Source organism: Enterobacter cloacae complex sp. IR5441 (assembly GCF_049238215.1).
GTDB classification, from domain to species: Bacteria; Pseudomonadota; Gammaproteobacteria; order Enterobacterales; family Enterobacteriaceae; genus Enterobacter; species Enterobacter hormaechei_C.
In genome coordinates this window covers 345,074-370,708 of the sequence record NZ_JBMKIA010000003.1, presented here as the reverse complement: position 1 = coordinate 370,708, position 25,635 = coordinate 345,074, and the positions used below count along the sequence as shown (strand labels likewise).

General features: G+C 55.3%; 24 protein-coding genes. 13 read left to right on the top strand and 11 right to left on the bottom strand.

Annotated features, from left to right (window positions below):
• Window positions 1-48: 48 nt before the first annotated feature.
• Window positions 49-918: a MurR/RpiR family transcriptional regulator gene (locus ACOTX5_RS06295; RefSeq protein ID WP_003859769.1), complete on the bottom strand. Its 870-nt coding sequence runs from the start codon at window positions 916-918 to the stop codon at window positions 49-51.
• A 356-nt stretch (window positions 919-1,274) separates the two neighbouring features.
• Between ACOTX5_RS06295 and zwf the strand changes: the two genes are divergently transcribed.
• The 3 genes from zwf (at window position 1,275) to kdgA (ending at window position 5,476) form a co-directional block, all read left to right on the top strand.
• Window positions 1,275-2,750: a glucose-6-phosphate dehydrogenase gene (zwf, locus tag ACOTX5_RS06290; protein ID WP_003859771.1), complete on the top strand. Its 1,476-nt coding sequence runs from the start codon at window positions 1,275-1,277 to the stop codon at window positions 2,748-2,750.
• 233 nt (window positions 2,751-2,983) lie between these two features.
• Window positions 2,984-4,795 (top strand): phosphogluconate dehydratase, encoded by a 1,812-nt coding sequence (gene edd / locus ACOTX5_RS06285; protein ID WP_017384346.1) that lies wholly within the window; start codon window positions 2,984-2,986, stop codon window positions 4,793-4,795.
• A 39-nt stretch (window positions 4,796-4,834) separates the two neighbouring features.
• A complete protein-coding gene (gene kdgA / locus ACOTX5_RS06280) occupies window positions 4,835-5,476 on the top strand; it encodes a bifunctional 4-hydroxy-2-oxoglutarate aldolase/2-dehydro-3-deoxy-phosphogluconate aldolase (RefSeq protein ID WP_003859774.1) in 642 nt (213 codons plus the stop codon).
• A 74-nt stretch (window positions 5,477-5,550) separates the two neighbouring features.
• On the opposite strand, the gene purT is transcribed toward kdgA, so the two are convergent.
• Window positions 5,551-6,729 carry a formate-dependent phosphoribosylglycinamide formyltransferase gene (gene purT, locus ACOTX5_RS06275; protein ID WP_045911182.1) on the bottom strand — a complete coding sequence of 393 codons (1,179 nt, stop codon included), beginning with the start codon at window positions 6,727-6,729 and terminating at the stop codon, window positions 5,551-5,553.
• A gap of 171 nt (window positions 6,730-6,900) precedes the next feature.
• Here purT and ACOTX5_RS06270 point away from each other — a divergent pair, with 171 nt between their 5' ends.
• Both ACOTX5_RS06270 and ptrB read left to right on the top strand, forming a co-directional pair.
• Complete coding sequence (locus ACOTX5_RS06270) at window positions 6,901-7,551, top strand: tellurite resistance TerB family protein (RefSeq protein ID WP_045911183.1); 651 nt, start codon at window positions 6,901-6,903, stop codon at window positions 7,549-7,551.
• A gap of 75 nt (window positions 7,552-7,626) precedes the next feature.
• Window positions 7,627-9,702, top strand: a complete 2,076-nt coding sequence (gene ptrB / locus ACOTX5_RS06265) for an oligopeptidase B (RefSeq protein WP_045911184.1) — start codon at window positions 7,627-7,629, stop codon at window positions 9,700-9,702.
• On the opposite strand, the gene exoX is transcribed toward ptrB, so the two are convergent.
• From exoX to ACOTX5_RS06250, 3 genes are all read right to left on the bottom strand, one after another.
• A complete protein-coding gene (gene exoX, locus ACOTX5_RS06260) occupies window positions 9,684-10,346 on the bottom strand; it encodes an exodeoxyribonuclease X (RefSeq protein WP_015570288.1) in 663 nt (220 codons plus the stop codon). The two genes, ptrB and exoX, sit on opposite strands and share 19 nt — an antisense overlap.
• Before the next feature lie 24 nt (window positions 10,347-10,370).
• The gene (locus ACOTX5_RS06255; protein WP_015570289.1) at window positions 10,371-11,021 is read right to left on the bottom strand and encodes a carbon-nitrogen hydrolase family protein; all 651 of its coding nucleotides are present in this window, start codon (window positions 11,019-11,021) and stop codon (window positions 10,371-10,373) included.
• Between the two features lie 111 nt (window positions 11,022-11,132).
• Window positions 11,133-11,363, bottom strand: a complete 231-nt coding sequence (locus tag ACOTX5_RS06250) for a DNA polymerase III subunit theta (protein ID WP_003859784.1) — start codon at window positions 11,361-11,363, stop codon at window positions 11,133-11,135.
• 137 nt (window positions 11,364-11,500) lie between these two features.
• Between ACOTX5_RS06250 and yobA the strand changes: the two genes are divergently transcribed.
• The 3 genes from yobA to ACOTX5_RS06235 are packed head-to-tail and all read left to right on the top strand — an operon-like array spanning window position 11,501 to window position 13,098.
• Complete coding sequence (yobA, locus tag ACOTX5_RS06245; protein ID WP_045911185.1) at window positions 11,501-11,872, top strand: CopC domain-containing protein YobA; 372 nt, start codon at window positions 11,501-11,503, stop codon at window positions 11,870-11,872.
• Window position 11,873: 1 nt separating this feature from the next.
• Window positions 11,874-12,743: a copper homeostasis membrane protein CopD gene (gene copD, locus ACOTX5_RS06240; protein ID WP_045911186.1), complete on the top strand. Its 870-nt coding sequence runs from the start codon at window positions 11,874-11,876 to the stop codon at window positions 12,741-12,743.
• Window positions 12,744-12,759: 16 nt separating this feature from the next.
• On the top strand, window positions 12,760-13,098 hold the full coding sequence (locus tag ACOTX5_RS06235) for a YebY family protein (protein WP_045911187.1): 339 nt from the start codon (window positions 12,760-12,762) through the stop codon (window positions 13,096-13,098).
• A gap of 125 nt (window positions 13,099-13,223) precedes the next feature.
• On the opposite strand, the gene ACOTX5_RS06230 is transcribed toward ACOTX5_RS06235, so the two are convergent.
• Window positions 13,224-13,421, bottom strand: a complete 198-nt coding sequence (locus ACOTX5_RS06230; protein ID WP_017693250.1) for a hypothetical protein — start codon at window positions 13,419-13,421, stop codon at window positions 13,224-13,226.
• Between the two features lie 45 nt (window positions 13,422-13,466).
• Window positions 13,467-14,447, bottom strand: coding sequence for a VirK/YbjX family protein (locus tag ACOTX5_RS06225; protein WP_045911188.1), 981 nt, complete (start codon window positions 14,445-14,447; stop codon window positions 13,467-13,469).
• Window positions 14,448-14,614: 167 nt separating this feature from the next.
• On the opposite strand from ACOTX5_RS06225, the gene pphA reads away from it, so the two are divergent.
• On the top strand, window positions 14,615-15,259 hold the full coding sequence (gene pphA, locus ACOTX5_RS06220) for a protein-serine/threonine phosphatase (RefSeq protein ID WP_017384338.1): 645 nt from the start codon (window positions 14,615-14,617) through the stop codon (window positions 15,257-15,259).
• 34 nt (window positions 15,260-15,293) lie between these two features.
• Here pphA and ACOTX5_RS06215 read toward each other — a convergent pair whose 3' ends face one another.
• The 4 genes from ACOTX5_RS06215 to yebS form a co-directional block, all read right to left on the bottom strand.
• Window positions 15,294-15,533, bottom strand: coding sequence for a YebV family protein (locus ACOTX5_RS06215; protein ID WP_003859885.1), 240 nt, complete (start codon window positions 15,531-15,533; stop codon window positions 15,294-15,296).
• Window positions 15,534-15,639: 106 nt separating this feature from the next.
• Complete coding sequence (gene rsmF, locus ACOTX5_RS06210) at window positions 15,640-17,082, bottom strand: 16S rRNA (cytosine(1407)-C(5))-methyltransferase RsmF (protein WP_045911189.1); 1,443 nt, start codon at window positions 17,080-17,082, stop codon at window positions 15,640-15,642.
• Between the two features lie 77 nt (window positions 17,083-17,159).
• Complete coding sequence (locus ACOTX5_RS06205) at window positions 17,160-19,793, bottom strand: PqiB family protein (protein ID WP_045911190.1); 2,634 nt, start codon at window positions 19,791-19,793, stop codon at window positions 17,160-17,162.
• Window positions 19,762-21,045 (bottom strand): membrane integrity lipid transport subunit YebS, encoded by a 1,284-nt coding sequence (yebS, locus tag ACOTX5_RS06200; protein ID WP_045911258.1) that lies wholly within the window; start codon window positions 21,043-21,045, stop codon window positions 19,762-19,764. The genes ACOTX5_RS06205 and yebS overlap by 32 nt, the downstream gene beginning before the upstream one ends.
• Window positions 21,046-21,177: 132 nt before the next feature.
• On the opposite strand from yebS, the gene ACOTX5_RS06195 reads away from it, so the two are divergent.
• From ACOTX5_RS06195 to htpX, 4 genes are all read left to right on the top strand, one after another.
• Complete coding sequence (locus ACOTX5_RS06195; RefSeq protein ID WP_045911191.1) at window positions 21,178-21,675, top strand: GAF domain-containing protein; 498 nt, start codon at window positions 21,178-21,180, stop codon at window positions 21,673-21,675.
• Window positions 21,676-21,771: 96 nt separating this feature from the next.
• Window positions 21,772-22,458, top strand: a complete 687-nt coding sequence (gene proQ / locus ACOTX5_RS06190; protein WP_003859895.1) for an RNA chaperone ProQ — start codon at window positions 21,772-21,774, stop codon at window positions 22,456-22,458.
• 19 nt (window positions 22,459-22,477) lie between these two features.
• Window positions 22,478-24,526 (top strand): carboxy terminal-processing peptidase, encoded by a 2,049-nt coding sequence (prc, locus tag ACOTX5_RS06185; RefSeq protein ID WP_015570296.1) that lies wholly within the window; start codon window positions 22,478-22,480, stop codon window positions 24,524-24,526.
• Between the two features lie 193 nt (window positions 24,527-24,719).
• Window positions 24,720-25,601, top strand: coding sequence for a protease HtpX (htpX, locus tag ACOTX5_RS06180; protein WP_015570297.1), 882 nt, complete (start codon window positions 24,720-24,722; stop codon window positions 25,599-25,601).
• The last annotated feature ends 34 nt before the right edge of the window (window positions 25,602-25,635 follow it).

The following is a 25,635-nucleotide window of genomic DNA, read 5'->3' as shown; positions in this document are numbered from 1 at the left end:
AAGGCAGTAGCGAGGGGACCGAATGCCGTAAATCGTACATCGTAGTTATTAGGGAACATCGCTCTTTATAAGCAATTCTTTATCAAAACGCGATTCTTTCAGGGCTTCCTTGACCCGCTTCAAGTTATCCCGGAATTTTGCGCCCCGGCGTAAGGTAAAACCGGTCGCCAGCACGTCGATGACCGTCAACTGCGCCAGGCGGGAGACCATCGGCATGTACATGTCGGTGTCCTCCGGTACGTCCAGGGTAATGGCGAGCGTCGCTTCCCTGGCCAGCGGCGTACCTGCCGTCGTCAGGGCGATGACCATCGCATCGTTGTCACGCGCGAGCTGCGCCAGCTCCACCTGGCTCTTGGTGCGGCCCGTATGGGAGATGAGTACCACGACATCATCTTCACTACAATTCATACAGCTCATGCGTTGCAGCACAATGTCATCGGAGTAAATCACCGGCACGTTAAAGCGAAAGAACTTATTCATGGCGTCATGCGCCACGGCGGCGGACGAGCCAAGGCCAAAGAAGGCAATCCGTTTGGCCTGCGTGAGAAGATCGACCGCGCGATTCACTGAACTCATGTCCAGAGACTGGCGAACGTGGTCGAGCGTGGCCATAGCCGATTCAAATATTTTTGCGGTGTAAGCATCAACGCTGTCGTCTTCATCTACATTGCGATTAACATACGGGGTGCCGTTTGCCAGACTTTGGGCCAGATGCAGTTTAAAATCAGGAAAGCCGCGCGTGTCCAGACTACGACAGAATCGATTGACCGTCGGTTCGCTGACGCCCGATTCCTGTGCCAGAGCGGCGATGCTTGAATGAATCGCCTGAGCGGGCGCGGCGAGAATAACTTCAGCCACTTTGCGCTCGGATTTGCTAAGGTGTTCCAGTTGAAACTGGATTTTTTCCAGCATGTTCATTGTTAACAAGACGCTCATGAGGGCATAAACGATTTCATAAAGAGATGAAATCTTGATTCGATTTAGCCGATATTACCCCCGGGACTCCCGAAAGGGTAATCGTCGACAAGAAATGTTGTTGTTTTTTTTCATTACTTGATCGACGTCGGGTTTTGCTCTGACCCTGTTGCGCAAAGAATCGACGTTTGTTGCGTCATCAGACGGGCGTAATGGCCCGGGCGACGAAAAATCACCGTATCGCACGCGACGTTAAGCGCTAATGGTTTCAGGAAACGCGTAAAAGCAGTACAGTGCATTGTAATAAAATTACAACGATACCTGGCAGAGTACCAGGCGATCTAACTGAGGAGAATGACATGGCGGTAACGCAAACAGCCCAGGCATGTGACCTGGTCATTTTCGGCGCGAAAGGCGATCTTGCACGCCGAAAATTGCTGCCTTCCCTGTATCAGCTCGAAAAAGCGGGCCAGATCCATCCCGACACCCGAATCCTTGGGGTAGGGCGCGCAGACTGGGATAAGGAGGCTTATACCAAAGTCGTGCGCGAGGCGCTCGAAACGTTCATGAAAGAGAAAATCGATGAAAGCCTTTGGGATAAGCTGAGCGGGCGTCTCGATTTCTGCAACCTGGACGTCAACGATGTAGGCGCCTTTACCCGTCTGGGTGAAATGCTTGACCAGGAAAATCGTGTCACTATTAACTATTTCGCGATGCCGCCAAGCACCTTCGGCGCCATCTGCAAAGGTCTGGGCGAGGCGAAGCTGAACGCCAAACCGGCGCGCGTGGTGATGGAGAAACCGCTGGGTACGTCGCTGGCGACCTCGCGTGAAATCAACGACCAGGTAGGCGAGTTCTTTGAGGAGTGTCAGGTTTACCGTATTGACCACTATCTGGGTAAAGAGACGGTACTGAACCTGCTGGCGCTGCGTTTTGCCAACTCCCTGTTCGTGAACAACTGGGACAACCGCACTATCGACCACGTGGAAATTACCGTGGCGGAAGAGGTGGGCATCGAAGGCCGTTGGGGCTACTTCGACCAGGCCGGCCAAATGCGTGACATGATCCAGAACCACCTGCTGCAAATTCTGTGCATGATTGCCATGTCTCCACCGTCAGATCTGACGGCCGACAGCATTCGTGACGCCAAAGTGAAAGTACTGAAATCACTGCGCCGTATTGACCGCTCCAACGTACGTGAGAAAACCGTGCGCGGCCAGTACACCGCAGGTTTTGCCCAGGGGAAAAAAGTTCCTGGCTATCTGGAAGAAGAGGGCGCGAACAAGTCCAGCAACACCGAGACGTTTGTGGCGATCCGCGTGGATATCGACGACTGGCGCTGGGCCGGTGTGCCGTTCTACCTGCGTACCGGTAAACGTCTGCCGGCAAAATGCTCCGAAGTGGTGGTCTACTTCAAAAATCCGGAACTGAACCTGTTCAAAGAATCCTGGCAGGAACTGCCGCAGAACAAACTGACCATCCGTCTGCAACCGGACGAGGGTGTGGATATTCAGATCCTCAACAAAGTGCCGGGTCTTGATCACAAACACAACCTGCAAACTACCAAGCTGGACCTGAGCTACTCTGAAACCTTCAACCAGACGCATCTCGCCGATGCTTACGAGCGTCTGCTGCTGGAAACCATGCGTGGTATCCAGGCGCTGTTCGTCCGCCGCGATGAAGTGGAAGAGGCGTGGAAGTGGGTCGACTCTATCACCGAAGCGTGGGCAGCCGATCAGGACGCGCCAAAACCGTATCAGGCGGGAACCTGGGGACCTGTCGCCTCCGTTGCGATGATCACCCGTGATGGCCGCTCCTGGAACGAGTTTGAATAACCACCTTCTCTAGCCCAAAGGTGTTATTTTACCGGTAACATGATCTAACACAGCAAGTGGCATAATTTTTATCTTTTAAGCTCCGCGTGGATTCACCCGCGGAGCTTTTTTTATTACACTCCCTTCAGACATTTTGCTCCTGTGCTCCGGATAACAGGCGTTTCAGCGTTGTTAACAACCGTCAGAAACTGTGTAAACTCCCGAGCCTGGACAGATAAATTAGAGGAGCTTTTATGAATCCGACATTGTTACGCGTAACACAACGCATCGTTGAACGCTCGAAAGAGACCCGTGCTGCCTACCTTGCCCGCATCGAACAGGCGAAGAGTGAAACTGTCCATCGCTCTCAGCTGGCCTGCGGGAATCTGGCCCACGGCTTTGCGGCCTGCCAGCCTGGTGATAAAGACGCGCTGAAAAGCATGTTGCGTAACAATATCGCCATCATTACCTCCTATAACGACATGCTTTCAGCCCACCAGCCGTATGAGGCCTACCCGGCTATCATCCGCAATGCGCTGCACAGCGTGAACGCGGTGGGCCAGGTTGCAGGCGGCGTGCCGGCCATGTGTGATGGCGTAACCCAGGGCCAGGACGGTATGGAGCTGTCCTTGCTGAGCCGCGAAGTGATCGCCATGTCGGCGGCAGTGGGCCTCTCTCACAACATGTTTGATGGCGCGCTCTATCTGGGCGTGTGCGACAAAATCGTCCCGGGGCTGGTGATGGCCGCGCTGTCGTTTGGCCATCTGCCAGCGATTTTTGTGCCGTCAGGCCCGATGGCTAGCGGTCTGCCAAACAAGGAAAAAGTCCGTATCCGCCAGCTGTATGCCGAAGGAAAAGCGGACCGTCAGGCACTGCTGGAAGCGGAAGCCGCGTCCTATCATGCGCCGGGCACCTGTACGTTCTACGGTACGGCCAACACCAACCAGATGGTGGTGGAGTTTATGGGTATGCAGCTGCCGGGCTCGTCGTTCATCCAGCCGGATGCGCCACTGCGTAAAGCGCTGACCGAAGCCGCAGCCCGTCAGGTGACGCGCCTGACCGGTAACGGCAACGAGTGGATGCCAATGGGCAAAATGGTGGATGAAAAAGTCATCGTAAACGGGATTGTCGCCCTGCTGGCGACCGGCGGTTCAACCAACCATACCATGCACCTTGTCGCGATGGCGCGCGCGGCGGGCATTCTGATCAACTGGGATGACTTCTCCGATATCTCCTCCGTGGTACCGCTGATGGCGCGTCTGTACCCGAACGGTCCGGCGGACATCAACCACTTCCAGGCCGCGGGCGGCGTGCCGGTGCTGATGCGCGAGCTGCTGAAAGGCGGCCTGCTGCATGAGGATGTCAACACGGTGGCGGGCTTTGGCCTGCATCGCTATACCCTTGAACCCTGGCTGAACAACGGTGAGCTGGACTGGCGCGAAGGGGCGAGCGACTCGCTCGATCCTCAGGTTATCGCAACCTTCGAACAGCCGTTCTCTCCTCACGGCGGCACCAAAGTGCTGAGCGGTAACCTTGGACGTGCCGTGATGAAAACCTCTGCCGTGCCGGAAGAGAATCAGGTTATCGAAGCCCCGGCGGTGGTGTTTGAAAGCCAGCACGACGTTTTACCTGCCTTTGACGCGGGTCTGCTTGATAAAGACTGTGTGGTCGTGGTGCGTCATCAGGGACCAAAAGCGAACGGGATGCCAGAATTACATAAACTTATGCCGCCGCTTGGTGTATTATTGGACCGCCGTTTCAAAATTGCACTGGTAACCGATGGACGCCTTTCAGGGGCATCCGGTAAAGTGCCTTCAGCGATTCATGTCACCCCGGAAGCCTACGACGGCGGCCTGCTGGCGAAAGTGCGTGATGGTGACATGATCCGCGTTAACGGTCAGACAGGCGAGTTAACCCTGCTGGTGGATGAAGCAGAGCTGGCGGCGCGTCAGCCACATATTCCTGACCTGAGCGCGTCACGCGTGGGTACCGGACGCGAAATGTTTGGTGCGTTGCGTGAGAAACTCTCCGGTGCGGAGCAGGGCGCAACCTGTATTACGTTTTAAGACGACTTGATTTTAACGATCTGGTGAGAGAAAACTCTGATGAAAAACTGGAAAACAAGTGCAGAAGCAATCCTGACCACTGGCCCTGTCGTGCCGGTTATTGTGGTAAACAAACTGGAGCACGCTGTCCCAATGGCGAAGGCACTGGTTGCGGGTGGCGTTCGCGTTCTGGAAGTGACCCTGCGTACCGCCTGTGCGATGGATGCGATCCGTGCTATCGCCAAAGAAGTGCCGGAAGCGATCATTGGTGCCGGTACGGTTCTGAATGCGCAGCAGCTGGCGGAAGTGACCGAAGCGGGCGCACAGTTTGCCATCAGCCCGGGGCTGACTGAGCCGCTGCTGAAAGCCGCAACCGAAGGTTCTATTCCGCTGATCCCGGGTATCAGCACCGTTTCTGAACTGATGCTGGGCATGGACTACGGCCTGAAAGAGTTCAAATTCTTCCCGGCTGAAGCGAACGGCGGCACCAAAGCGTTGCAGGCCATTGCGGGCCCATTCTCTCAGGTGCGTTTCTGCCCAACGGGCGGCATCTCTCCGGCCAACTACCGTGACTATCTGGCGCTGAAAAGCGTGCTGTGCATCGGCGGCTCCTGGCTGGTTCCGGCGGATGCGCTGGAAGCAGGCGACTGGGATCGCATCACTAAACTGGCTCGCGAAGCGGTAGAAGGCGCGAAACAGTAAGTTTGTTTGCCGGGTGTCGGCTGCGCCTAACCCGGCCAGCCAGACAGTTAAAACGGGCCTTTCGGCCCGTTTTTTTATCCTGCTACGCTGACGTTCGCAGCCGCTCTTTTTGCTCTCGCGACGGCTTCGTCCACATTTTCCCCGGTCGCTAATGCCACGCCCAGACGACGGCTTCCGTCGATCTCCGGTTTGCCGAACAGCCGGACCTGCAAGCCTGCGCCAACCGCACCTTCGACGTTATCAAAGGTGACATTCTGGCTGGTCAGCTGCGGCAGGATCACCGCCGAGGCTGCCGGGCCGTACTGACGGATGCCGCCAACCGGCAGGCCGAGGAAAGCGCGTACGTGCAGCGCGAACTCGGAGAGATCCTGTGAAATCAGCGTAACCATCCCGGTATCGTGTGGACGAGGGGAGACTTCGCTGAAGATCACCTCGTCGCCGCAAACAAACAACTCCACGCCGAACAGGCCGTAGCCGCCCAGCGCCAGCACCGTCTTGCGGGCGATCTCCTGTGCGCGTGCCAGCGCCAGCTCGCTCATCTGCTGCGGCTGCCAGGATTCGCGATAATCGCCGTCTTCCTGGCGATGACCAATAGGGTCGCAGAAATAAACGCCATCCACGGCGCTGACGGTGAGCAGGGTAATTTCAAAATCAAACTTCACCACGCCTTCCACGATGACGCGCCCGGCCCCGGCTCGGCCGCCCTGCTGGGCATAGTCCCAGGCGTTGTCCAGCGTGCTGCTGTCGCGGATAAAGCTCTGCCCTTTGCCGGAGGAGCTCATTACCGGCTTAATGATGCACGGGTAGCCAATCTCCTCTACGGCCTGGAGAAACGCAGCTTTATCCCCGGCAAAACGGTAGCTGGAGGTCGGGAGCTGTAATTCTTCTGCCGCCAGGCGACGAATGCCTTCCCGGTTCATGGTCAGTTTTGCCGCAGTGGCGCAGGGGACCACGCGCTGGCCTTCCTGTTCAAGGGCAACCAGCATCTCAGTGGCAATGGCCTCAATTTCAGGTACCACGAAATCCGGTTTTTCGTCGGCAATTAACGCCCGCAGGGCATTACCGTCAAGCATATCGATGACGTGCGAGCGATGCGCGACGTGCATGGCGGGCGCATTCGCGTAACGGTCCACCGCAATCACTTCCACACCTAAACGCTGGCATTCAATGGCCACTTCTTTACCCAGTTCACCCGATCCCAACAGCATGACGCGCGTCGCGGCGGGACGCAGCGCGGTTCCTAAACGAGTCATAAAAATCCCCCTGAAAAAGATGCGGGCAGTATAAACGAAAACGTTTGCGTCTGTCTTGTATGGGGATAACCGGACAGGGGGGAAATTTGCGCTTCTTTAGCACTGACAGACATTTCCTGACACCCGCTCGCTTAGGCTGTGAAGGTTACGCACTGTTACGTGAGGAAAAATATGTCAGGCTGGATGAATCAACTGCAATCCCTGTTGGGACAAAAAGGCTCGTCGTCCGGCGAGCAGGGTCTGAGCAAGCTGCTGGTGCCGGGTGCGCTCGGCGGGCTGGCCGGTTTGCTGGTTGCCAATAAATCATCGCGGAAACTGCTTACCAAATACGGTACCGGCGCGCTGCTGGCGGGCGGAGGGGCTATTGCAGGCTCCGTCTTATGGAACAAATACAAAGACAAGGTGCGCAGCGCGCATCAGGATGAACCGCAGTACGGGAAGCAGGTATCGCCGTTAGATTTACGCACCGAGCGGTTGATCCTCGCCCTGGTCTTTGCGGCCAAGAGCGACGGGCATATTGATGCCATTGAACGTGCCGCAATTGAACAGCAGATGCGGGAAGCGGGCGTTGAGGAGCAGGGCAGGGCGCTGGTGGCGCAGGCCATCGAACAGCCGCTTGATCCGCAGCGTCTGGCGCAAAGCGTGAAAAACGAAGAAGAGGCGCTGGAACTCTATTTTCTGAGCTGTGCCGCCATCGATATCGATCACTTTATGGAGCGCAGCTACCTGAACGCCCTGGGCGATGCGCTGAAGATCCCACAGGACGTTCGTGAGGGAATTGAGCAGGATATTCAGCAGCAGAAGCAGACCCTCGTGGGCTAGAAGGCCATGTTTCGCTTGCATCATACGCGTGTTTTGCCAACCTTATAGGATGTAAAACGAAAAAGTAAGAATGCCATGCCTCCAAAAGCCCGACGTACTCCTTATGCGATCACCACGCATGGCGATACGCGTATAGATAACTACTACTGGCTGCGGGACGATTCTCGTTCCCGGCCAGAGGTGCTGGACTATCTGCACGAGGAAAACGACTATGGCCGCCAGGTCATGGCCAGCCAGCAGGCGCTTCAGGATCAACTTCTGAAGGAAATGGTGCAGCGTATCCCTCAGCGTGATGTCTCTGCCCCGTGGTGCAAAAACGGTTATCGCTATCGCCATATTTATGAGCCGGGAAACGAATATCCCATCTACCAGCGCCAGTCTGTGCTGAGCGCCGAGTGGGATGAATGGGAGATCCTGCTGGATGCCAACAAACGTGCGGCCCACAGTGAGTTTTATACGCTGGGCGGCATGTCCATTTCCCCCGATAACGCCATTATGGCGCTGGCTGAGGATTACCTCTCCCGCCGCCAGTACGGTTTGCGTTTCCGCAATCTTGAAACGGGAAACTGGTATCCCGAAATGCTGGATAATGTCTCCCCCGATTTCGTCTGGGGTAACGATTCAGAAACGGTCTACTACGTTAAAAAGCATGTCTCAACGCTGCTGCCTTATCAGGTCTGGCGTCATACGGTGGGGACCGATTCCGCCGGCGATGAACTGGTGTATGAGGAAAAAGACGAGACGTTCTATGTCAGCCTGCACAAAACGTCGTCTCGCCACTACGTGATCATTTTCCTCTCCAGCGCCACCACCTCAGAAGTGCTGCTGCTGGATGCAGAGCTGCCGGATGCGCAGCCTCTGTGCTTCCTGCCGCGCCGTAAAGATCATGAGTACAGCCTGGATCACTTCCAGCACAGCTTTTACCTGCGTTCGAACCGCGAGGGCAAAAACTTTGGCCTTTATAAAACCAAAGTGCGCGATGAACGCAAATGGGAAGTGTTAATTCCCGCGCGCGATCAGGTGATGCTGGAGGGGTTCACCCTGTTTACCGACTGGCTGGTGGTGGAAGAGCGTCAGCGCGGACTGACCAGTATCCGCCAAATCAACCGCAAAACCCGCGAAGTGGTGGGCATTGCGTTCGATGACCCGGCTTACGTAACGTGGATCGGCTTTAACCCGGAACCGGAATCGTCCCGCCTGCGGTACGGCTATTCGTCGATGACCACCCCGGATACGTTGTTTGAACTGGATATGGACACCGGGCAGCGTCAGGTGATTAAACAGGCTGAGGTCCGGGGTTTTGAGTCGGAAAATTATCGCAGTGAGCACCTGTGGGTGACCGCACGCGACGGCGTTGAAGTCCCAGTGTCGCTCGTCTATCACAAGGCGCACTTCAACAAAGGTAAAAACCCCATCCTCGTCTATGGCTATGGCTCCTATGGATCCAGCATGGACGCCGATTTCAGCAGCAGCAGGCTGAGCCTGCTCGACCGCGGTTTTGTTTATGCGATTGCCCATATTCGCGGCGGCGGCGAGCTGGGTCAGCACTGGTATGAAGACGGAAAATTTCTCAAAAAGAAAAATACCTTTAATGACTACCTTGATGTTTGCGATGCGCTGATCGCGCAGGGTTATGGCGATCCGCAGCTCTGCTTTGGCATGGGGGGCAGCGCCGGGGGCATGCTTATGGGCGCCGTGATCAACCAGCGGCCTGAACTGTTTAAAGGCGTTATCGCCCAGGTGCCGTTTGTGGACGTGGTGACGACCATGCTGGATGAGTCCATTCCACTGACCACCGGGGAGTTTGAGGAGTGGGGGAACCCGCAGGATGAAACCTATTATCGCTACATGAAAGAGTACAGCCCGTACGATAACGTCGAGGCGAAAGCCTATCCGCATATGCTGGTGACCACCGGCCTGCACGATTCCCAGGTACAGTACTGGGAGCCCGCGAAATGGGTGGCGAAGTTGCGTGAGCTGAAAACTGACGATAATTTGCTGCTGCTGTGTACCGATATGGACTCGGGGCACGGAGGGAAATCAGGGCGATTTAAATCCTATGAAGGGGTGGCGCTGGAGTACGCCTTTTTGATTGGCCTGGCGCAGGATACGCTGCCAGGCCGGGCGGGGACTCAGGCTTCGCCTAAATAATGCTTCAGCGTCAGGCGCAGTTCCGGGCTCATTCTGTCGAGGTTGTTGTACAGCCAGCGCAGATAGCCCGGATCTTTGTCCGCCACTTCCGATACTGGCTTCCCGCGATATTTTCCGAACGTAAAGGTGGTCAGTAGCGCGGGGCGCCCGGTAATGGTCGCCATATCGTCTGGCGTCCAGCCGGAAGTATTCATGATATCAATCAGGAGCGCTGCGGTGATGTAGCAGTCGTAAAGAGCGCGGTGATGATGCAGCCCTTCCGGCGTCCGCACGCTGAGTTTACGCGACTTATACAGCGCCATATTGCTGTATTTGATCCCCGGCCACAGACGGCGCGCCAGCTTCATAGTGCAAATCCATTCGCCGGGCATCTCCGGCAGCACGCGGCGGTCAAAGCTGGCGTTATGGGCCACATACCACTGGCTACCGTGGTAAAGAGGGATGATCTCTTCAATCCACGGCTTATCCGCCACCATCGATTCCGTAATGCGATGTATCGCCATCGCCTGCGCACTGATGGGACGATCCGGGCGCACCAGATGGCTCATGGGGTTGACTATCTTTCCGTCAATCACGTCGACAGAAGCGACTTCCACAATTCCACCCTGCAAATCACAGGTTTCGGTATCGATAACGCGCAGCATTGATCGCTCCTGATCCAAAAATGCCTAGCCTAATGGAATGATATCGCCTTGCCAACCCTGTTGGCCTAAAGAACCGGTTAGCAGCAGTTCTCCCTTATCGGCACGTACGATCAGCTGACCTTTTTCATCCCATAACGCGCTACCGCCGCGCGCGTTCGCCATTAATACCGCGATGGCGTACTTGTGCGCGAAGCGTTGTAACGAACCGATGGATTGCCGCCAGCGATGCTCGCCCACGGCCAGGCTGCTGGTGAACAGCGTTGCCTCCGGGTCCAGTTCCGGGGCGTCAGCCTGGTTATCCACGATGGTTAACCGTTTATCGCCAGGAATAACACCCGCACCGTTGCCCTGCGGATAACGCCGAATAGTCGACAGGTTAGGGGTGAAAAGCGCGAGTCCTTTCTGGGGCTGGCCGTGTTGCTGGAGCGTAATACCAGCAATCACCGTGATGAAACGTGACTGGGCGGCGTGAAGGAGGGGGGCAAGCTGCAAATCGTCAGGGGGTGGGGGTAAGGATGTTCCGCCTGGGCCGGTAAGCGAAAGCTCCGGAAAGACGATCAAATCGCACCCATGCCATGCAGCCTCGGCAATAAAGTGCAGGTGATGTTTTACGTGCTCATCAACACAGTTGTGCCGCGGGGCATACTGAGCCGCGGCAATATTCCATCGTGACATCGTGACTTCCTTATACACTAAGTCGCTGGGATTTTAAGATTACACCTAAATTTATCAGGGTTTTCTTATCCTGCCACATAACGCGTAAGGAAGTGTAACGAGACGTTAAGCTTATTTAACTTTAGGTTCGTACGGCAGGCGCGAGAGATTGACGGAGGCGAGGCGATGCGCAATGAGACGTTCGCGAAACCAGTCGCGGAGATGCGCGGGTTGTTCACGCTCTACCACTTCAGCCACGACGGGCATGTTGTAACGCTCTTTGAATGCGACCCCCGCGGCGGCGAGATCGACATTCACTTTGTCCATCTCGTCCTGAGGAAGGGCGGCCAGATTAACGTTCATTTCCTTCTCCTTTTTCTGCGGCGGCAACGTTACCGCGATTGTTCAACGATGACAAGGGAGCAAAGGATGTTCCTCGACTCGTTAATTATACAGAGTTATTCTTTAGCATTCAGGCATAACGAAAAGGAATGATTGTGATGCATTTTACCCCTTCCCGTGTCGCGTGCGCGCTGGCATTTCTGCTCTCTTCAGCCATCACGCCCTCAGTTCTGGCCCATGCGCATCTTAAGCAGCAATCCCCGCAGGAAAATACCGTTGCGGTGGCACCAGAGGTCATTACCCTGAACTTCTCGGAAGGCATTGAGCCTGCCTTCAGCGGCGTGGTGGTGACGGACGCACAGCAGCACAAGATCCAGACCGGCGCGGTGAAGCGTGACGAGAAGGATAACGCAAAGCTGATTGTTCCTCTTGAGAAACCGTTGACGTCCGGCACCTACACGGTGGACTGGCATGTGTTCTCCGTGGATGGCCACAAAACCAAAGGCAGCTATCACTTTAGCGTGAAATAGCATGCTGACCCTGAGCTACGTCGCGTTACGCTTTATCCATTTTGCTGCGCTGATGCTGCTTTTCGGCAACGCGCTTTACAGCGTCTGGTTTGCGCCGTCTTCGTTGCAGCGCCTCATGACCCGGCGTTTCCAGCGGCAGCAGAAACTCGCGGCCTTAATCAGCCTGATAGCGGCTCTGCTGATGTTTGGCCTGCAAAGTGGGTTGATGGGCAACGGCTGGGGCGATGTCATTCGTCCGGCGGTCTGGCGCAGCGTGCTGGGAACGCAATTTGGCGGCGTCTGGTTGTGGCAAATGGTGCTGGCCGCTGTGACGGCGGGCGCTGCATGGCTTACCCCGCAAAAAGGCTCACGGCTGTTACTGCTCGCGATGGGGCAGCTGGTGCTGCTGGCGGGCGTGGGACATGCCGCGATGAACGGTGGCGCACCGGGAGCTTTGCATCGTCTCAACCATGCGCTTCACCTGCTCTGCGCCGCGACCTGGGTGGGTGGTTTACTGCCGCTGCTGTTTTGCATGCGTCTGGCGAAAGGCCGCTGGCAGCCAGCCGTTATCTTTACCATGATGCGCTTCTCCCGCGTGGGGCATTACGCCGTGGCAGGCGTGCTGCTGACCGGGATAATCAATACGCTCTTTATTGTTGGCATAAACGTGCCGTGGCAGGCGCCTTATGTCCAGCTGTTGTTGTTCAAATGTGCGCTGGTCATGATGATGGTGGCAATTGCGCTGGCGAATCGGTATTTTCTTGTGCCACGCTTTCGCCCGGAGGCCGGGCGGGAACAACAGATTTTTATCAGGATGACACAGGCAGAGGTGGTGCTGGGCGCGCTGGTACTGGCGGCCGTCAGCCTGTTCGCGACCTGGGAACCCTTCTGACAAGGTTAAATAACATATGAAAAAGACACTGCTTTCTCTTTTACTTCTCACCTGTGCCAGCAGTGCGTTAGCCGCGCCGCAGGTCATCACTGTCAGCCGGTTTGAAGTGGGTAAGGACAACTGGGCATTTAATCGTGAAGAAGTCATGCTTACCTGCCGTCCCGGTAACGCGCTGTATGTCATCAATCCCAGTACGCTCGTGCAGTATCCGTTAAATGACGTGGCGGAGCAGCAGGTTGCCAGCGGGAAAAGTAACGGACAGCCTGTCAGCGTGATCCAGGTAGATGACCCGGCAAACCCCGGGCAGAAGATGAGTCTGGCACCGTTTATTGAGCGCGCTGAAAAGCTCTGCTAGCCGTCAGGTTTCCAGTAAAAAAAAACCGCAGGTGCTTGTAAAAGCTCTGCGGTTTTTCACATTTAGTGATGTTATGACGCTTTTTTTCAGACCACTTTTGCTGTGGACTGGAAAACCTGACGTCGTCATCTATTCTTAAAGGGCAAGGCGATTGAGCCTGCATTAATGCCAACTTTTAGCGCACGGCTCTCTCCCAAGAGCCATTTCCCTGGACCGAATACAGGAATCGTATTCGGTCTCTTTTTATCTGCTTGAAAATAAACGATAAAATCCGGTTTTCGTCTCAGCAGAAGGTTCACTTCCTGTGCGCCTGCTTCAAACATACCACAACCCGGCAGGCGTAAGTCCAGTCCTTTTTGGCTGTTTTGTTAAATTTTTGTTTGTATTTTGCCTGAGACGACTGCGGGATCAATGCGCGCATGTACGGAAGCCGCAATATCATCAAGTAACGCAAAGCGGCGACGGTATTCGGCGCGTTTTTTGCTGGCAATCTCATCCAGTGCTTTACGCTCCATCTGAAGCGGCAACTGCCAGCAGAAGGGGGAGAGTTTCTTTCCGTTCAGGCCTTCCCAGAACTCGTCGTAGCTGGCGTGAAAATGACGGCCTTTGCTCAGACGGTAGCGCAGCGCGCGGAAAACATGGCCTTCATCGCTGACGGCAAAAATCGCGCTAATGTTCGAGCGTGAGGCAAGCTGGAAGATCACCTCCATCAGCACGCGTTTCGGGAAAAGCCCATGGCAGGCACGGGTAGCCTGCTTAATCACCTCCCGTGAAACATGACGACGTGGACCCTGAAGGCCGCCGATCACCAGCACCGTACGGCCGTTACTGCGTGCGACACAGAACGTCAGGCTGGCAAGCAGCGTATTGTCATTGTCGTGCAGCCAAAGCGTGCTTTCGCCTTCGCGTTCGGCCTTACCTGCGGACGAGGCGTGGACGGTATAGATTTCGCCGTTTTTTGCCTCGAACCGGACAACCGGCACCTCTTGCGGGCTGGTCAGCGCGTGGGCGAGGGCGATGTTTTTCAGACTATCAATCCACTGATAGTGGCTGACGATAGCATCGGCCCGATCGTTTGAGTTCAGGCCGCGCATCAGATACTGGCGGTGAGTTTTGCTCGGCAAGGTAATTTGAGAGGTGAGCAGCCTGTCGAAATCATCGCGCCCGGACAGGGCCTCCAGCATGCGATGGGTGGAGGACCAGAATAAAAGCGAGCGTAGAAGGAACTTTAACCGGTAATCACGTTTGTGCCAGATTGGGCCGGGAACGCGTTTTCCTCTCACCAGTTCAGAAATAATATTTGTGCGATGCGGATAAAAAACATCGTTTTGCAGGTGTATGTTTGACACGTGAAAATCCCTCTTTTTATTCCGCTCTATTTTAAAGGCCAGGGAATAAGGGATTAATAGCGCAGCGATCTTTATTTCCGGCTGGTTTATGGTTTGTTTGGATTCGCAAAATCCAGCGCCAGCTCATGACATTTTCTGTGGCAGCTATACTTCTTACAGGAGGCGTTATGTATCAGAAAATAGAGGGAGAACACTGGCGTCATGTCTGGGTTGTCAGCGATATTCATGGTTGCTATCAGTGGCTTATAGATGAGCTGAAACGACGGCATTTTAATCCTGATACGGATCTGCTGATCTCGGTGGGGGATATTATCGATCGCGGGCCTGACAGCGTAAAATGTTTACAGCTGATGCAGGAAAACTGGTTTTATGCGGTACGCGGTAATCACGAGCAAATGGCGTTAGATGCGCTTGAAAATAATGATTTTAGTCTCTGGTCGATAAATGGCGGTAACTGGTTTACCGGGCTTAAGGACGCTCAACAAAAACAGGCGAAGGGTTTACTCGATGCGTGTCGGGACTTACCGCACATTATTGAAATAACCTGCAAAAACGGTCTGAACGTGATTGCTCATGCGGATTATCCCTCCGCCGAATATGGCTGGCATAAGCCAGTGGATGCCCAGCGCGTGCTGTGGGATCGCGACCGGTTAATGGGCTTTATGGTGGGCAAAGGGCAGGGCATTAGCGGCGCGGATCACTTCTGGTTTGGACATACGCCTGTGGACAAACGCTACGATTTTAACAATCTGCACTACATTGATACGGGGGCAGTATTCGGGGGCTTTCTGACGCTGGCGCAGCTTCAGTAATAAATAACCCGCCTTCGGGCGGGTTCTCTTTGGGTCAGGCAAGACGCAAGACCCAGGCATCGGTTTTACTGTCGTAATGCTCACGGTACAGAACGGAATGTTCCCCATCAAGGATCGCCGGGACGCTGGTATCTGCATCCCAGGCGTCCAGCTGCATGCACAAATCCGGATCGGATTTGCAGGGAATACTTAACGTTCGTTCGCCTTGTGATTCGCCGCGCAATTCAGCGTCGTCGATTTCAAAAGCGCCAATGCGTACGCTGGTTTTCGTCATAATGCTCTCCGGTTTGTTGCCCAAAATCTGGTATGACCAGTGCAGTCACCCATTTTTGATCCTAGACAAGGAGAGCGAAATCGCCAGTAAAAAAATGCGCTTTTTTTCAGGCGCTGCGGTTGTTACCGGTAAACAGGCGGCCATCGCGTACCAGTTCGCGCGGATAGCTGTTTTTCAGCCGCGAGCCGACTTTTTTCGCCAGCCCCAGCGGATAGCCCTGATACGTCACGATGACTTCATCCTGTGAGGGGCCGTCTTCCGGGTAAACGTCACGACCGCGATACCACTCTTCCGCTTCCTGATGCGTCAGGGCAAAGGTGTTCTCACTGCCGGCCAGCGCAATGACCGCTTCGTGCTGCCAGCGATAGCCTTTGTTGTGGATCTCCGCCAGGCGAATACCGAGGCGGGAGAAACGCACCTTACCAATCAGCGGTTCGATGTTGACCGGGAACAGCCACAGCTCTTTGTCACGCATCCAGAGGCGCAGGCTCTCATCCCAGTGCAGGCCGACTTTGCTCGCAGCCGCTTGCGCCTGTGCCGCCTCACGGCCTTTGACCGGCGTGAACGGGAAGTTGCCGACCTTAAACTTAGGGGCAGGCAAGGGATCGACGGCGCGGGTTTTACGCAGACGGGCAACAAAGAAGCCTTCGCAATCGTAAATCTGCGGGAAGACATGCAGGAAGCCTTCAGGGGTGGCCGCATGACTGGCCGAGTCGAAGAGGGTGTCCAGCGGCAGAAACTCGACGGCATCCGCATAGCGTTGCTTGAGCCACAGGCAGACGTCCTCGTTTTCATCGCGATTCAGCGTGCAGGTAGAGTAAACCAGCGTCCCGCCTGGGCGCAGGGCATGAAACGCGCTGTCGATCAGTTCGCGCTGTGTGGCGGCGATCTCCAGGTTGCTTTCAACGGACCAGTTTTTTAACGCATCAGGATCTTTACGCACCACGCCTTCGCCGGAGCAGGGCGCGTCGAGCAGGATGGCATCAAAGGCTTCCGGCAGGGCAGCGCCAAACACGCGACCATCGAAGTGCGTTAACGCGACGTTGTGGATCCCGCAGCGGCTGATATTGGCATGCAGGACTTTAACGCGGCTGGCGGAAAATTCGTTGGCGAGGATCGCGCCGCGGTTGTTCATCCGGGCGGCAATCTGCGTGGTTTTAGAGCCCGGCGCCGCCGCGACATCCATAACCCGCTCAGGCTGGTTCCCGTCGGCAAACAGCGCAGCAACCGGCAGCATGGAGCTGGCTTCCTGAATATAAAACAGCCCGCTCAGGTGCTCGGCGGTGCTGCCGAGCGGCAGGCTCTCCTCGTCATCCCGTTCGATCCAGAAACCCTCTTCACACCACGGCACTGGCGTTAATTGCCAGCCGTAGGGGGAGACGAGATCCAGAAACGCCCCGACGCTGATTTTCAGCGTATTGACGCGAATACTCCGGCGCAAAGGGCGCTGGCATGCGGCGACGAAATCGTCGAAAGAGAGATGAGCTGGAAGCGCCTCGCGCATCTGTGCGAGGAATTGTTCGGGAAGAAATACGGAGTTTTGAGCCACGGGCACACCACAGGGAAATATTCAGGTGCGCAGTGTAACATAAAGGCTCCGGCGCGTTGACACCGGAGCCTGCGAGATTAACGCGGCAGCGCCGTTCCCCATTCGCGCCACTCTTTCGGTTCACTTTCCAGCAGCAGGAAGTGTTTACCTGCCTGCGCCTTAGGCGCCAGAGGCGTGCCAGGCGGCGTCGCGAAGGCAATGCCGCCGCGAATGAACTGATTAAAGGTCCCCGTTTTGATCACGCCACCGGTCAGGCCGAAGTCCAGCGAGTAGCCTGAAGCGAGCCAGAACACCGAGTTGTTGCGCACCAGATGCTGATAACGCTGGCTGATGCGCAGGCCGACCATCACGCGATCGGACAGATTACCCAGCGTCAGGCTTGTTACTGTCCCTACTTCAATGCCGCGGAACAGGACCGGCGTACCGATGCCCAGCGAACCGGCTTCCGGCACTTCAACCACAATGCTCAAACCGTCCAGATAACGGGAGTCGGTGATGGTGGCCTCCTGCAACTCAAATTCACGACGCGCGTTGCCGCGACCCGGTTCAACGTTAATGTACGGCTGAAGTATGGTGTCGAGATGCTCAACCCCTGCGGCAGAAATTTGCGGCGTAACCACCGAGAAGCGCGAGCCTGCCCGGGCAAACGTCTGCACATATTCCGGATAAAGCACGGCGGTCGCCTGCACTTCGTTGCGTGCGGTGATCAGCGTCAGCTTCTGGACCTGCCCGATATCAATGCCGAGATAGCGGATGGGCATGCCTTCAGCCAGTTTACCGGCATCAAAGGTGTGCAGGGTAATTTGCCCCCCGACCGCGCGCGCCGCGGTTTCGGACGGGAAGAGGATCCGCTTGTCACCTTTACGCATGTTGCCGCCCGCGCCGCTCAGGTTATCGAAGCTGATCGCACCGCGCAGGGCACGGGAGAGAGGCGATGCCTGTACGGTCAGCCCGCTGCCGTTGAGCTGCACTTTCGCGCCACCCTCAGCCCAGAACACGCTGTTTGGCGTGAGCAGCTTGCGGTACTCCGGCTTGATATGCAGTTCGATATCAAACGCGTCCGCAAGAGGACGAACGGTGATCACTTCCCCCACCTCAAACTTACGGTAAAGCACGACGGAGCCTGCCTGGACATCCGGCAGCGTTTCAGCGCTTAAGGTCAGCGTGGTGGTTGGCAGGTCGCCGAGGCTGTTTTCAATGGCTTTGTCCAGATTGGCGAACAGCGGATAGCTTTCGCGCAGCTCACCTTTGCTGCCCGGCAGAATGCGGATCCCGCCGTTAACCCACTCACTGGCGCTGGCGCCGAGGAACTCAACCCCGTCCAGACCCACCTTCACGTCGACCCGACTGTTAACCACAAATTTACTGTCGCCGTGGACCAGGTTGCCGTACTGCGGATCGATGGCGGCGGAGAAGGAGACCCCTTTTTCCGACAGCTTACGTTCGAGGACCTGGCCCACCTGCACACCGTGCAGGATCAGCGGTTGCCCGGCTTCAATACCGTAGCTTTCCGGTGCATTCAGCGTAACCGTCAACACGCCCGGTTTTTGCAGCAGGGCTTTATCCGCCGGCGCGATAACAAAGTTTTTGTTCGGCGCACCTTCGCCGGGGATCAGCTCAAAGGTGCTTCCCGTCAGCAGAGAACTGATGCTGGCGTCGCTGAGGGAGAGCTTCGGATTACGCAGTTCAATGCGCGTTTTTTCCCGCAGGAGATCCACCACGCTCGGATCCACCGTCATTTCGCCGGTAACGGAACCGCCCGCATTGAGGGTTAATTTTGTCAGTTGCCCGACCTCTAAACCCTGGTACATCAGCGGGGTCGAACCGGCTTTCAGGCCTTTGGCATCCGGCAGGGTCAGCTTGACGATGACACCGCGCTGGCTGTGCGCCAGGTCGGCGTACAGGCCAAAGGTATCTTCTGCGGCGGCAGGGCTGGAGTTAGCAGGTGAGTCGAAGGCGATAGCGCCATTCACCAGCGCCGCCAGGCTCTCAAGCTTCACTTTCGCACCGCTTAAGCTCAGGTCGGCATCGACGCCTGAGACGTTCCAGAAGCGGCTGCCTTTTTTCACCAGGTTGGTAAAACGGCGCTCGATGAGTACATCAATGGTCACGCCATCTTTGTTCGGGTTAATGGCGTAGTCGTAAACGCGGCCAACCGGAATTTTGCGGAAATAGACCAGAGAACCACTGTTCAGCGAGCCGAGATCCGGCGCGCGGAGATGGATCATCAAATCGCCGTTATTCAGCCGATATTTCGGCTGGGTATCCAGCGCAACAAAGTGATCCTGTGGCTCACCTTTGCCGGGCATCATGCCGATATAGTTACCGCCCACAAGCGCATCCAGCCCGGAAACGCCGGCCAGGGAGGCTTTAGGCGTGACCAGCCAGAACTGCGTTTCGGCACGCAGGGCATCCTGCATATCAGACTTAATGCTCGCCCGGACCTGGATTTTGTTCAGCCCTTTGCCAAGGGAAATATCCTGCACGGTACCCACTTCCACCCCCTGGAAGCGAACGGGGGTACGTCCGGCGACAATGCCGTCCGCAGACTGGAAATCAATCGTGATGGTACTTCCGCGATCTTCATAGCTCGTCCAGATAAGCCAGCCTGCGATCATCAGCGCGATGACAGGCAGCAACCAGAATGGCGAAATGCGGCGTTTTGTTTTAATTCTCGCTTCAGTCGGCGAAGCGGGCGTTTCCTGACTCATGTGCGTCCCAAAGTAAGCGGCTGTCCAGCCATTCCACTGCAAGAATAGTCAATATCACCGCAGAGCCGAAATAAAAAGCTGCGGGTCCCATGGTAAAAGCAAGTAACTGATCGCGATTGATGAGCGACATCATCAGCGAAATCACGAACAGATCCAACATCGACCAGCGACCAATCCAGGTCACAAATCGCAGAAGCAGGATGCGGGTGCGTAGTCCTTGTTCGCATTTAAAGTGAATGCTAATAAGCAGCGTAAACATCACCACCACTTTGGTAAAGGGCACCAGAATACTGGCGATGAAAACAATGGCGGCGACCCCCACGTTACTGTGCGCCAGAGAGATAATCCCCGAAAGGATAGTATCTTCCTGACGGGCGCCGTTCACATAAATTACGGAGATCGGCAGCATGTTGGCCGGGAACAAAAATACCAGGGAGGCGATTAGCGCCGCCCAGCACTTTTGCAGGCTGTTGTTGCGTCGCAATCTTAACGGAATGTGGCAGCGTGGGCACCTCCCGCGTTTATCCGGAAAACCGGTGTAATGGCAGCCCAGGCAGACGCGCAGGTTTTCATCAGGCCGGGTCGCGGGGCGCTGCGGGTAAAATCGCTCCCAAAGCTGTTCAACATTGAGATGAATCAGGGTCAAAATACTCAGCAGGACCAGTGAAATAAACGCGAAAAGGCCGATGCCGGGTTGTAAAAACGCATAATCCTGCACCTTGATGGAGGCCACGCCAATGCCTACCAGATAGATGTCCAGCATCACCCACTCCTTGAGCTTTTCCAGCATGAGCAGGACAGGGCGCAGGTTCATCCCCAGAATGTTGCCAAACCACAGGTAGGCAATTGCCGCGACCAGCACCAACGGCGCGCCGACGACGCAGAACAGCACCATGGTGGCCGTAAGCGGATCACCCTGGCGCGTCATCTGCCAGATCCCCTGCAACACGTTAGCGTCAATACGCACGCCAAGCAGGTAGAGCTTTAACAGCGGCTCGGTCCAGGCGAAGGGCATCAGCAGCAGCATGGTGACCGCCATTGCCGCCAGACGCGTCAATGACCAGTCCCGGCCATCGCGGATTTTGGCATCGCAGCATGGACAAAAAGCACTTTGGTGCGATTTCATCTTCGGCAACATAAAAAGCGTATCGCACTGTGGACAACGCTGATAATGTGCACGGGGCAGAGCCTGGCTTACCGTACGGACAACGATCTTTCGTGTCGGCGTAATTTGGGGTGTTTTTAGGGCCATCAGTCGCACACAGATTAGTATTGTTGAAAGTTATAATAACTCATGAACGGATTCATCTTGAGCATGAGCGCATTTAATGCTTATTTTAATAGGCTATGCGGTAACTATGTAAGATAACTAAGTGATTGAATAATGAACAAAACAGAATTCTACGCGGATCTGAATCGCGATTTTAAGGCATTAATGGCAGGGGAAACCAGTTTCTTAGCCACTCTGGCAAATACCAGTGCGTTACTGTTCGAACGCCTTTCTGACGTGAACTGGGCGGGCTTTTATCTGCTGGAAGGTGACACGCTGGTGCTGGGGCCTTTCCAGGGTAAACTCGCCTGCGTACGCATCCCGGTAGGTCGTGGCGTGTGCGGTACCGCAGTGGCGACCCGTCAGGTTCAGCGTGTCGAAGATGTTCATGCGTTTGCCGGCCACATTGCCTGCGATGCCAGCAGCAATTCTGAAATCGTACTGCCGCTGGTGGTTAAAAATCAGATTATTGGCGTTCTGGATATCGACAGCACGGTCTTCAGCCGCTTTACTGCCGAGGATGAGCAGGGGCTGCGCGCGCTGGCCGCAAACCTGGAAAATGTTCTGGCAGAGACCGATTATCATAAATTCTTTGCGAGCGTCGCAGGATAATCAACGGATAACGTAGCATTTACTGATAGCGTCATTATAATGTCGCCTGTTCATGCCTGCGCTTGTTGGCAACGTCCGTTGTAATCAGGAAATTTCATGGAAAATCAACCTAAGTTGAATAGCAGTAAAGAAGTTATCGCATTTCTGGCCGAGCGTTTCCCGCAGTGCTTCAGCGCTGAAGGTGAAGCGCGTCCTCTGAAAGTCGGTATCTTTCAGGATCTGGTCGCGCGCGTTGAGGGGGAGATGAACCTCAGCAAAACGCAGCTTCGTTCTGCCTTGCGCCTTTATACCTCGAGCTGGCGTTACCTGTACGGTATCAAGCCGGGTGCGACCCGTGTCGACCTTGACGGCAACCCGTGCGGTGAGCTGGACGAGCAGCACGTAGAACATGCGCGTAAGCAGCTTGAAGAAGCCAAAGCTCGCGTGCAGGCACAGCGTGCGGAACAGCAGGCGAAAAAACGCGAAGCCGCAGCGGCAAACGGTCAGGAAGACGCCCCTCGTCGCGAGCGTAAACCGCGCCCGGCACCGCGTCGTACTGAAAATAACGATCGCAAACCGCGTGCTGACAAACCCGCAGCTAAAGCCCCACGTGCGCCGCGCGAAGAGCCGCGCCACACCCCAGTTTCTGACATCAATGCGCTGAGCGTAGGTCAGTCTCTGAAGGTGAAAGCGGGTAACAACGCGATGGACGCCACCGTACTGGAAATCACCAAAGATGGCGTTCGTGTACAGCTGACTTCTGGTATGTCAATGATTGTACGCGCAGAACACTTGTTGTTCTGAAACGGAGGCCGAGCCTGGCATGAACACTTTTTTTAAGCTCACCGCGCTGGCTGGCCTGTTTGCTATAACAGGCCATGCTTTCGCTGTGGACGATATTACGCGTGTTGATCAAATTCCGGTTCTCAAGGAAGAGACTCAGCACGCGACGGTGAGTGAGCGCGTGACGTCGCGCTTTACTCGTTCGCACTATCGTCAGTTCGATCTCGATCAGGCCTTTTCGGCCAAAATCTTTGACCGTTATCTGAACTTGCTGGATTACAGCCATAACGTACTGCTGGCCAGCGATGTCGAACAGTTCGCTAAACGCAAATCCGAAGTGGGTGATGAGCTGCGCTCCGGAAAGCTCGATCTGTTCTACGATCTGTACAACTTATCGCAAAAGCGCCGTTTTGAGCGTTATCAATACGCGCTGAAAGTGCTGGAACGTCCGATGGACTTCACCGGCAACGACACCTTTAATCTGGACCGCAGCAAAGCGCCATGGCCGAAAGACGAGGCTGAACTGAATGCGCTGTGGGACGGAAAAGTCAAATATGACGAACTGAGCCTCAAGCTTACAGGCAAAGACGAGAAAGAGATCCGTGAGACGTTAAATCGTCGATACAAATTCGCTATTCGTCGTCTGGCGCAGACCAACAGTGAAGATGTTTTCTCGCTGGCGATGACCGCGTTTGCGCATGAAATTGATCCGCACACTAATTATCTCTCTCCACGTAACACCGAACAGTTCAATACCGAAATGAGCCTGTCTCTGGAAGGTATCGGTGCTGTGCTTCAGATGGACGATGACTACACCGTAATCAACTCCATGGTGGCCGGTGGCCCTGCGTCGAAAAGCAAAGCGATCAGCGTAGGCGACCGTATTGTCGGTGTGGGTCAAACCGGAAAGAGCATGGTGGACGTGATTGGCTGGCGTCTTGATGATGTTGTTGCGCTGATCAAAGGGCCGAAGGGCAGCAAAGTTCGCCTGGAGATCCTGCCAGCCGGTAAGGGGACCAAAACCCGTATCGTTACTCTGACCCGTGAGCGTATCCGTCTGGAAGATCGCGCGGTGAAAATGTCGGTGAAAACCGTGGGTAAAGAGAAGGTTGGCGTTCTGGATATCCCTGGTTTCTACGTCGGCCTGACCGATGATGTGAAAGTGCAGCTCCAGAAGCTTGAAAAGCAGAATGTCAGCAGCGTGATCATTGACCTGCGAAGCAACGGCGGCGGGGCATTGACCGAGGCCGTCTCGCTTTCCGGGCTGTTTATCCCGTCTGGCCCGGTGGTACAGGTGCGCGATAACAACGGTAAAGTGCGTGAAGATGCCGATACCGATGGTGTGGTCTACTATAAGGGTCCGCTGGTGGTGCTTGTCGATCGCTTCAGCGCCTCTGCATCGGAAATCTTCGCTGCTGCCATGCAGGATTACGGCCGGGCATTAATCGTCGGCGAACCGACGTTTGGCAAGGGCACCGTTCAGCAGTACCGCTCTCTGAACCGTATTTACGACCAGATGCTGCGCCCTGAGTGGCCTGCGCTGGGCTCAGTACAGTACACCATTCAGAAGTTTTACCGCGTCAACGGCGGCAGTACGCAGCGCAAAGGCGTGACGCCGGATATCATGATGCCGACAGGTACCGAAGAGACGGAAACGGGCGAGAAGTTTGAAGATAACGCGCTGCCGTGGGATAGCATTGATGCCGCGACATTCGTGAAATCAGGTGATATGAAACAGTTCGGACCGGAACTGCTGAAAAATCACAACGATCGCATCGGGAAGGATCCGGAATTCCAGTACATCATGAAGGACATCGCGCGTTTCAACGCTTTGAAAGCGAAACGGAACATTGTGTCTCTGAACTACGCCCAGCGTGAGAAAGAGAACAATGAAGATGACGCGACACGTCTGGCGCGTATCAACGATCGCTTCAAACGTGAAGGCAAGCCTCTGCTCAAAAAACTGGACGATCTGCCTAAGGATTACCAGGAGCCCGATCCGTATCTGGACGAGACGGTGCATATCGCGCTTGATCTCGCGAAGCTGGAAAAAGAGAAACCTGCCCTGCAACCTGCTCCGACAAAATAATCCCCCAACAGGCACAAGAAATTGTGCCTGTTTCTTTATGTACCTCCTTCTTCCGTCAGGCAGATTTCCAATTGTGTAAAGTTGTGTCTTTCTGGTGACTTACGCCGTCTGGATGCTTGAAAATAGCCGTAATACCCATACGATGTGGGTAATCGCATAGTGCGTTTTGTTAAACTGAGGTTAAAAGAATATTATGATGCGAATCGCGCTCTTCCTGCTCACCAACCTGGCGGTGATGGTGGTATTCGGGCTGGTGCTAAGCCTGACGGGAATTCAGTCGAGCAGCGTTCAGGGTCTGTTGATTATGGCGCTGCTGTTTGGTTTCGGTGGCTCTTTCATTTCACTGCTGATGTCCAGGTGGATGGCACTGAAATCCGTGGGCGGTGAAGTTATTGAGCAACCGCGTAACGATATGGAGCAGTGGCTGATGAGCACGGTTGCTCAGCAGTCAAAGCAGGCGGGCATTGCCATGCCGCAGGTAGCCATCTACCACGCGCCGGATATTAACGCGTTTGCTACCGGTGCGCGTCGTGACGCGTCCCTGGTGGCCGTCAGTACCGGCCTGCTGCAAAACATGAGCCGTGACGAAGCGGAAGCGGTTATTGCTCACGAGATCAGCCATATCGCCAATGGCGATATGGTCACCATGACCCTGATCCAGGGTGTGGTGAACACCTTCGTTATCTTTATTTCTCGTATTCTGGCACAGATTGCTGCCGGGTTTATGGGTGGCAACCGTGATGAGGGTGAAGAGAGCAACGGCAACCCGCTGATCTATTTTGCTGTTTCAATGGTGCTGGAGCTGGTGTTCGGTATCCTGGCAAGCATCATTACCATGTGGTTCTCCCGTCATCGTGAGTTCCACGCGGATGCCGGTTCCGCGAAACTGGTGGGTCGTGAAAAGATGATTGCTGCGCTGCAACGTCTTAAAACCAGCTACGAGCCGCAGGAAGCAAACAGCATGATGGCCTTCTGCATCAACGGCAAATCAAAGTCGCTGAGCGAGCTGTTTATGTCTCACCCGCCGCTGGATAAACGTATTGAAGCGCTGCGTAGCGGCGAATACCTGAAGTAACGTAATCGGGGTGAAAAGAACCGGGCTGGAGCCA

Excerpts from the sequence above, each read along its gene's own strand:
- ACOTX5_RS06295 (WP_003859769.1), bottom strand. The coding sequence starts at position 918 with ATGAACATGCTGGAAAAAATCCAGTTTCAACTGGAACACCTTAGCAAA.
- zwf (WP_003859771.1), top strand. The coding sequence starts at position 1,275 with ATGGCGGTAACGCAAACAGCCCAGGCATGTGACCTGGTCATTTTCGGC.
- edd (WP_017384346.1), top strand. The coding sequence starts at position 2,984 with ATGAATCCGACATTGTTACGCGTAACACAACGCATCGTTGAACGCTCG.
- kdgA (WP_003859774.1), top strand. The coding sequence starts at position 4,835 with ATGAAAAACTGGAAAACAAGTGCAGAAGCAATCCTGACCACTGGCCCT.
- purT (WP_045911182.1), bottom strand. The coding sequence starts at position 6,729 with ATGACTCGTTTAGGAACCGCGCTGCGTCCCGCCGCGACGCGCGTCATG.
- ACOTX5_RS06270 (WP_045911183.1), top strand. The coding sequence starts at position 6,901 with ATGTCAGGCTGGATGAATCAACTGCAATCCCTGTTGGGACAAAAAGGC.
- ptrB (WP_045911184.1), top strand. The coding sequence starts at position 7,627 with ATGCCTCCAAAAGCCCGACGTACTCCTTATGCGATCACCACGCATGGC.
- exoX (WP_015570288.1), bottom strand. The coding sequence starts at position 10,346 with ATGCTGCGCGTTATCGATACCGAAACCTGTGATTTGCAGGGTGGAATT.
- ACOTX5_RS06255 (WP_015570289.1), bottom strand. The coding sequence starts at position 11,021 with ATGTCACGATGGAATATTGCCGCGGCTCAGTATGCCCCGCGGCACAAC.
- ACOTX5_RS06250 (WP_003859784.1), bottom strand. The coding sequence starts at position 11,363 with ATGAACGTTAATCTGGCCGCCCTTCCTCAGGACGAGATGGACAAAGTG.
- yobA (WP_045911185.1), top strand. The coding sequence starts at position 11,501 with ATGCATTTTACCCCTTCCCGTGTCGCGTGCGCGCTGGCATTTCTGCTC.
- copD (WP_045911186.1), top strand. The coding sequence starts at position 11,874 with ATGCTGACCCTGAGCTACGTCGCGTTACGCTTTATCCATTTTGCTGCG.
- ACOTX5_RS06235 (WP_045911187.1), top strand. The coding sequence starts at position 12,760 with ATGAAAAAGACACTGCTTTCTCTTTTACTTCTCACCTGTGCCAGCAGT.
- ACOTX5_RS06230 (WP_017693250.1), bottom strand. The coding sequence starts at position 13,421 with ATGTTTGAAGCAGGCGCACAGGAAGTGAACCTTCTGCTGAGACGAAAA.
- pphA (WP_017384338.1), top strand. The coding sequence starts at position 14,615 with ATGTATCAGAAAATAGAGGGAGAACACTGGCGTCATGTCTGGGTTGTC.
- ACOTX5_RS06215 (WP_003859885.1), bottom strand. The coding sequence starts at position 15,533 with ATGACGAAAACCAGCGTACGCATTGGCGCTTTTGAAATCGACGACGCT.
- ACOTX5_RS06205 (WP_045911190.1), bottom strand. The coding sequence starts at position 19,793 with ATGAGTCAGGAAACGCCCGCTTCGCCGACTGAAGCGAGAATTAAAACA.
- yebS (WP_045911258.1), bottom strand. The coding sequence starts at position 21,045 with ATGGCCCTAAAAACACCCCAAATTACGCCGACACGAAAGATCGTTGTC.
- ACOTX5_RS06195 (WP_045911191.1), top strand. The coding sequence starts at position 21,178 with ATGAACAAAACAGAATTCTACGCGGATCTGAATCGCGATTTTAAGGCA.
- proQ (WP_003859895.1), top strand. The coding sequence starts at position 21,772 with ATGGAAAATCAACCTAAGTTGAATAGCAGTAAAGAAGTTATCGCATTT.
- prc (WP_015570296.1), top strand. The coding sequence starts at position 22,478 with ATGAACACTTTTTTTAAGCTCACCGCGCTGGCTGGCCTGTTTGCTATA.
- htpX (WP_015570297.1), top strand. The coding sequence starts at position 24,720 with ATGATGCGAATCGCGCTCTTCCTGCTCACCAACCTGGCGGTGATGGTG.